This is a genomic window from Polaromonas sp. YR568, assembly GCF_900116715.1.
Taxonomy (GTDB): Bacteria; Pseudomonadota; Gammaproteobacteria; order Burkholderiales; family Burkholderiaceae_C; genus Polaromonas.
Window position 1 is genome coordinate 54,148 of the sequence record NZ_FPBM01000014.1, and the last position, 6,704, is coordinate 60,851.

General features: G+C 59.9%; 6 protein-coding genes. 4 read left to right on the forward strand and 2 right to left on the reverse strand.

The features are described 5' to 3' along the window. Positions 1–12: 12 nt before the first annotated feature. Together lptG and lptF are read right to left on the reverse strand one after the other, a co-directional pair. The gene (gene lptG / locus BM408_RS21350; RefSeq protein WP_092132605.1) at positions 13–1,155 is read right to left on the reverse strand and encodes an LPS export ABC transporter permease LptG; all 1,143 of its coding nucleotides are present in this window, start codon (positions 1,153–1,155) and stop codon (positions 13–15) included. Further along, complete coding sequence (gene lptF / locus BM408_RS21355) at positions 1,152–2,276, reverse strand: LPS export ABC transporter permease LptF (protein WP_092132606.1); 1,125 nt, start codon at positions 2,274–2,276, stop codon at positions 1,152–1,154. The genes lptG and lptF overlap by 4 nt, the downstream gene beginning before the upstream one ends. A gap of 75 nt (positions 2,277–2,351) precedes the next feature. Here lptF and BM408_RS21360 point away from each other — a divergent pair, with 75 nt between their 5' ends. From BM408_RS21360 to BM408_RS21375, 4 genes are all read left to right on the forward strand, one after another. Next, positions 2,352–3,899 (forward strand): leucyl aminopeptidase, encoded by a 1,548-nt coding sequence (locus BM408_RS21360; RefSeq protein ID WP_092132608.1) that lies wholly within the window; start codon positions 2,352–2,354, stop codon positions 3,897–3,899. Further along, positions 3,896–4,339 carry a DNA polymerase III subunit chi gene (locus BM408_RS21365; protein WP_092132609.1) on the forward strand — a complete coding sequence of 148 codons (444 nt, stop codon included), beginning with the start codon at positions 3,896–3,898 and terminating at the stop codon, positions 4,337–4,339. The genes BM408_RS21360 and BM408_RS21365 overlap by 4 nt, the downstream gene beginning before the upstream one ends. Further along, the gene (locus BM408_RS21370; RefSeq protein WP_092132611.1) at positions 4,336–4,710 is read left to right on the forward strand and encodes a hypothetical protein; all 375 of its coding nucleotides are present in this window, start codon (positions 4,336–4,338) and stop codon (positions 4,708–4,710) included. The genes BM408_RS21365 and BM408_RS21370 overlap by 4 nt, the downstream gene beginning before the upstream one ends. Positions 4,711–4,968: 258 nt before the next feature. Then, on the forward strand, positions 4,969–6,099 hold the full coding sequence (locus BM408_RS21375) for a branched-chain amino acid ABC transporter substrate-binding protein (RefSeq protein WP_092132615.1): 1,131 nt from the start codon (positions 4,969–4,971) through the stop codon (positions 6,097–6,099). The last annotated feature ends 605 nt before the right edge of the window (positions 6,100–6,704 follow it).

The following is a 6,704-nucleotide window of genomic DNA, read 5'->3' on the forward strand; positions in this document are numbered from 1 at the left end:
CACGGGCACCCGCTAGCGCCTGAGCACCAGCCAGCCGAACGCCCCCAGCGAAACGGCCATATAGAGCAGCCCCGGCGTGGCAGCCGCCAGCCAGGGCATCCAGTTGCGCAGGTTGCCGATGTAGCCGAAGACGTTATTGAGCAGGAAGAAGCTGATACCGATCATGACGCCGGCGAACACATAACCGGCAATGCCGCCCGAGCGGAAGTGCAGGTAGGCAAAGGGCAGGGCCAATATGACCATCACCAGGCAGCTGAGCGGGTAAAACACCTTTTTCCAGAACTCAATCTCGTAACGCTGAGCCGTCTGGCCATTGGCGTCCAGGTGGCGGACGTAATTAAAGAGGTCGATGGTGCCCATGCGCTCCGGTTTGAGCAGTGCCACCGACACCATCTCGGCGCTGATTTCGGTGGGCCAGCGGAAGGTTTCCAGCGTCGTCCGGCTTACCTTGGCCGAATCGTGCGGTTTGCTGGCGCTGGCAAAGCCCGTGGGAACCTCAAATTCAGCCCGGACAGCTTTGTGAAGCAACCAGGCATCGCCCGCCGCAAAAGTGGCCAGCGGCGCCTGGGTGGTCGAGACCACAAGCCCCTTGTTGTTGAACTCGAAAACCTGGACACCCTGCATTTCGTTGTCGGGCGACAGCGTTTTGACGTTGACGACATAGGTGTTGTAGGCCTGCTTTTCCTTCAGCCAGGCGCCGGTCTGGCCTATGGTGATCTTGTTCTGGTACCTGGCTTTGAGCAGCTGCGCAGCCCGCTCGCTGGCCGGCGCCACGTAATCCCCGATCGCAAAACTGAACACCACAAACAGCGCGCCCAGCACCAGCAGGAGCTTGAGCGCGCGCCAGGGCCCCAGGCCGCTGGTACGCAAAATCGTGTATTCAGAGCTCTGGGCCAGCCGGGCCATCACAAAGATGGTGCCGATCAGCACGGAGATGGGCAGCAGCTCATACAGGTGGTTGGGAATCAGGAGACCGACGTAGAGAAGTGCATGGCGGATCTGATAAATGTCCGCGGCATTGATCCCGCTGCTTTTGCCGAGGTACTGGAGCTCATCGACCAGATCGAAGAAGAAAAACAGCGCCAGGAAGCCCAGGGCCACCAATGCAATGGCGGCCAGAACTTCACCGTAAATCAGGCGGCGTATGGTTTTCATGCTTGGCTTTCGAGGCTGCGAACGGCCAATGGCGGCCTGTTGACCCGGCGGGCGGGCCTGAGCACCCAGTTGAATTGCCGCTTGGACAGCCAGGCCAGGCCAAGCACCAGGACACCGCCATGAAGCAGCAACAGGAAGTTGCCAAAGGTGATCAGGCCGACAAAGATCCAGCTTTGCCCGAGGTTGACCAGGTTGTTGTAGACCACAAAGGTCAGCAAAACAAAGATCATGTTGCCGCTGCGGCCGCCGCGCGGGTTGACGCTGGCCAGCGCCACCGCCAGGATGACAAAGTTAATGGAGGCCAGCGCCAGCCCCACACGCCACGCCAGCTCGCTGAGGTTGCCGCGCGTGGGCGCCTTGATGAGGTCGCGCGTAGACAGCAGCTTGGCTTCCGGGGCATTTTCGACCAGGGGGTTCGAGTCACCCGTTTTGGTGCCGTATTCTTCAAAGTCGCTGATCTTGAGCGCCGACTGCCCGATCACATTTTCAAGGCGCTGGCCGTTTTCAAGCATCAGGAACTGGGCGTCGCCCTTGGTCTCAATACGGCCTGAGCGCGCCGTGGTGATGGAGCTTTTTCCCTTTTCGGTGGCGGCGATAAAGACATTGTTGCTGGACCGCTCGCCGGCCAGGTTCCTGTCGATGAAAAAGACCCGGTTGCCGCTGGAAGATTCCTGGAACTGGCCGGGGGCAATGCGGTCCAGGTCGCCGCGCTGCTCGTAGCGGCTTTGCATGTCTTTGGTCTGCTGGTTCGTCCAGGGCCAGACAAAAAGCGCCATCAGCGTGATGACCAGCAGCACCGGCCAGGCAAACCGGAACAGCGGCCGCAGAAAGCCCGCCAGGCCCTGGCCGGCCGTAAACCACACCACCATTTCGCTGTCGCGGTACATGCGCGACAAGGTGCTGACCATGGCAATGAAGAGCGAGAGGGTCAGGATGGTGGGCAGGCGGCCCAGCGCGGAGTAGGCCATGAAGAGCATGACGTCCTGCGGATTGATGAAACCGCGTGACGCCTGGCCCAGCGTCCGGATCAGGACGATGGTCATCACGATGGTGACCAGGACGACCAGGGTGGCCCCGAAACTGCGCGCCAGCTCTTTGCGAATCGAAGATTGGAATAACATTGACTGAATATCTGCTTTTGCCTTGTTTTGCCGTGCTTCGGTGTATTCACCCGTTTATTTACCTAACCCTGAATTATGGACTTTGAACTCAAACCACTGACCCGTGCCCGTATTTGCAGCGAAAAAGCCGACGCGCTGGTCGTGCTCGTTCCCCAGGACCTGGCGTCCGGCACCGATCCCTTGTCCGTGCTGGCCTCGCTGGCCATCAAGTCGGGTGACCTTGAAGCCAAGCCGGGCAAGCTCCTGAGCGCCTACCGCAGCCCGGGGATTGCCGCCACCCGCGTGATCCTGGCCGGTGTCGGTGACGCCAGCCCCAAGAGCATCCGTGCCGCCGTCGGCGCGGCTTTGGGCGCCCTGAAGGCCAGCAATGTTCAGCGCCTGGTGCTTTGCTTCAGCACGCTTGGCAGCGTGCAGGCCGAGGCGGTTCGCGCTGCGGTGGCCGCCTGCAGCGAGGCAAGCTACACCTACACCACCACCAAATCCAAAGCCAGCCCCGCCAAACTGCGCCATGTGGTGATTGCGGTCAGTGACGCCGCGAGCGCCAAAACAGCCAAGCCGGGCCTGGACAAAGGCCTTGCGCTGGTCAAAGGCGTTGAATTTGCCAAGGAATGGGCCAACAGGCCCGCCAACCACGCCACGCCGACTTTGCTGGCAGGCGCGGCCAAAGAGCTGGGCAAGCTGCGCAATATCAAGGTGGACGTGCTGGGCCCCAAAGAAGTCGCCAAGCTGGGCATGGGCTCCTTCATGGCCGTTGCGCAGGGCACGGCCGAGCCCCTGCGCTTCATCGTGCTGCGTTATGACGGCGCGGCCAAGGGCGCGGCGCCTGTGGTGCTGGTCGGCAAGGGCATCACCTTCGACACGGGTGGCATCTCCATCAAGCCCGCAGCCGAAATGGACGAGATGAAATTCGACATGTGCGGCGCGGCAAGCGTTTTGGGCACATTCCGGGCGCTGGCCGAGCTGCAACCCGAGCTGAATGTGGTGGGCCTGATCCCGGCCTGCGAAAACATGCCGGGCGGCCGCGCGATCAAGCCGGGCGACGTGGTGACCAGCATGAGCGGGCAGACCATTGAAATCCTGAACACCGATGCCGAAGGGCGGCTGGTTCTTTGCGACGCTTTGACCTATGCCGAGCGCTTCAAACCCCGGGCTGTGGTTGACATTGCCACGCTGACCGGCGCCTGCGTGATCGCCCTGGGCGGCGTGCGCAGCGGGCTGTTCTCAAGCGACGATGCGCTGGCCACGGCCCTGGCGGAAGCCGGGGAGTCCTCCATGGACCTGTGCTGGAGGATGCCCCTGGACGATGAGTATGCGGAAGGGCTTAAAACCAACTTTGCAGACGTTGCCAACGTGGCAGGACGGGCCGGCGGCGCGATCACCGCGGCTAAATTCCTGCACCGGTTTACCGCCAGTTTCCCTTGGGCGCATCTGGATATTGCCGGCACGGCCTGGAAAAGCGGTGCGGCCAAAGGTGCTACCGGGCGCCCGGTGCCCTTGCTCCTGGATTACCTGTTGGGCCAGGTGGGGGCGGGCAAAGCCAAATCCTCGGCCAAATCCTCGGCCAAGCCATCTGCCAAGCCGGCGTCAAAGAAAGCCAGGCCTGCATCCAAAACCCGTGCATGACCGAGATCGCTTTTCACTTCAATGTGCCTGACAAGCTGGCGTACAGCTGCCGGCTGCTCCGCAAGGCATACCTTAGCGGCGCGCGCGTCGTGGTCACCGGGGAGCCCGCCGTGCTGGCCGAGCTTGACCAGCTGATGTGGAGCTTTTCACCGGCGGAATTTGTGCCGCATTGCCGGGCAGACGCCAGTGCGAGCACCGTGGCCGCAACGCCGGTGCTGCTCGCCGAGTCGCTCGATGCGTCTTCGCTCCCTCATGGCGTCCTGGTCAACCTGGGGCAGGCCATCCCCGCCGAATTTGAGCGCTTCGAGCGCTTTATCGAAGTCGTCGCGCGCACAGACGACGACCGGCTGGCCGCGCGAGGCCGATGGAAACACTACACCGACAGGGGTTACGCCATGAAACGACATGACCTGGCGACGGCCGGGGAGGGGGCCGCATGAGCCCCGCCCCAACGCCCCCGCGCTTTGTTCCCACATTGACGGAAATCATCCGACCCGTGCCGGCCCCCATGCCGGCCCCAGCCCCGGAAAATGCCGGTGCGCCCTTGGCGGCGCCTGCGCAGGCAGCGCCGGTAGCACCGGCAAGGGCTTTGGCGGTCTCCGCCGATGCCCAGGAGCAGATGGTGCAGCGCGTGTTGCAGCGCGTGGATCTGGTGCTTGAGCGGCGCCTGCGGGAGGTCGTCGGGCAGCTCATTCTTGAGCACACCCAGACCTTGACGCCGCGCCTTCGCGAAGAGATTGAAGCCGTGGTGCGCCAGTCCGTCAACCAGGCTTTTCTGTCTGAAGCGCCGCCGCCAACGGGCGGCTCCTGACGGTGCGTGCGAAGCCCCAACAACGTCGCGAAGGCGACTGTTCTGCGGCCGCCTCAACAACAGCCTTTTCCCTCTGCAAAATCGCTGGAAACACAAGTTCACATAAGGCAATCTGCTCCCCGGGTAAACCCCCTTATCGGAATTTGACCTAGGGACGTTGCTATGGTGCGGGCCCGGAAATTGCGTTATGTTCGGCCCCGTTGAGTAAAAAAATTGTTCTCAACCTTTAACGGTAATTTCCTAATCGGAGTGTTTTTTATGCAAATGAAATTAAAACTGACAGTAGTGGCTGCTCTCGCTGCGGTAGCGGGTTTTGCCTCTGCCCAAGACGCAGTGGTCAAAATCGGTCACGTGGCGCCGCTGTCCGGCTCACAGGCCCATTACGGCAAAGACAATGAAAACGGCGTGCGCATGGCCATCGAAGACCTGAACGCGCAAAACGTGGTCATCGGCGGCAAAAAGGTCAAGTTTGAAATTGTTGCTGAAGATGACGCTGCTGATCCAAAACAGGGCACCGCAGCCGCACAAAAACTGTGCGACTCCAAAGTCGCTGGCGTGGTCGGCCACCTGAATTCCGGCACGACGATTCCTGCTTCCAAGGTTTACAACGATTGCGGCATTCCCCACGTCACGGGCGCTGCAACCAACCCCAACCTGACCAAGCCCGGCTACAAGACCACCTACCGCATCATCGCCAACGACAACGCCCTGGGCGCTGGCCTGGCTTTCTATGCTGCCGACACGCTGAAGCTGAAGAAAGTCGCCATCATTGACGACCGTACCGCTTACGGCCAAGGCGTTGCTGAAGTGTTCAAGAAAACGGCCCTGGCAAAAGGCATGACCGTGGTTGATGAACAGTTCACCACCGACAAAGCCACCGACTTCATGGCCATCCTGACCGCCATCAAGGCCAAAGCACCTGACGCCATCTTCTACGGCGGCATGGACCCACAAGGCGGCCCAATGCTGCGCCAGATGGAACAGCTCGGCATGAGCAACGTCAAGTACTTCGGCGGCGACGGCATCTGCACCGCAGAGCTGGCCAAGCTGACCGCAGGCGCCAAGACCATCGGCAACGTGGTTTGCGCTGAAGGCGGCGCATCGCTGGCCAAAATGCCTGGCGGCGAAGCATGGAAAAAGCGTTACGACGCCAAGTACCCCAACCAGTTCCAGGTTTACAGCCCATACACGTATGACGCTACCTTCGTTCTGGTCGACGCCATGAAGCGCGCCGGTTCGTGGGATCCAAAGGTCTACACCGCCAAGCTGCCAGAAACCAATTTCAAGGGCGTGACCACCACCATCGCTTTTGAACCCAATGGCGAACTGAAGAACCCAGCCATCACCCTGTACGTCTACAAAGACGGCAAGAAGTCGCCGCTGAACTAATCGTTCGCTGCCAACAAAAAAGCCACCGCAAGGTGGCTTTTTTTTGCCTGTCGTTTATTGAAAAGACGGGCAGAGGGCAGGGCTTCAATTTATTGAACAGCGTTCAGCCCGATCAGGTTCCCCTCAATTTTCTGATTCGCATTTTTGTGCGCATAGAGACTCACGAAGTCGACGAGTCTTGATCCCTTTTTTCAGATTGAGTCTGCGTCGATCAACACTCAATCGTGCGCATGCGTCATCACATACGCTGCCCGCTTTTATTTTCTATCCGTAAGTCAAGCGATAGAACTTGCCGCCCTATCTAAGGGCTCAACTCCTAGAATATTTTTCAGCGAATAAAAGAGCTCCAGGACACACCGTCAAAGATGGAGTGGATCTGCACGGTTCGATGAGGAGGGGTCGAATCACCGCAGTAGTTAATTACCCGTAACGAAATTAGCAGTGTTGCGGACTGGCTTCGAACGCCGAAATGGGCTTTTTTGTCTCGAAAAATAACAGTCAACTCAAGGCGTGTTGAATTGCGCTGAAGTCTGACCCGAGTTTTCCATCGAATCTTGACCCACACTCTTTGTGAGCAGAACGTGCTCACGATGTGGATAAGTTCT

Bases quoted from the DNA above. Each gene is read 5' to 3' on its own strand.
- lptG (WP_092132605.1), bottom strand. From the start codon at position 1,155: ATGAAAACCATACGCCGCCTGATTTACGGTGAAGTTCTGGCCGCCATT.
- lptF (WP_092132606.1), bottom strand. From the start codon at position 2,276: ATGTTATTCCAATCTTCGATTCGCAAAGAGCTGGCGCGCAGTTTCGGG.
- BM408_RS21360 (WP_092132608.1), top strand. From the start codon at position 2,352: ATGGACTTTGAACTCAAACCACTGACCCGTGCCCGTATTTGCAGCGAA.
- BM408_RS21365 (WP_092132609.1), top strand. From the start codon at position 3,896: ATGACCGAGATCGCTTTTCACTTCAATGTGCCTGACAAGCTGGCGTAC.
- BM408_RS21370 (WP_092132611.1), top strand. From the start codon at position 4,336: ATGAGCCCCGCCCCAACGCCCCCGCGCTTTGTTCCCACATTGACGGAA.
- BM408_RS21375 (WP_092132615.1), top strand. From the start codon at position 4,969: ATGCAAATGAAATTAAAACTGACAGTAGTGGCTGCTCTCGCTGCGGTA.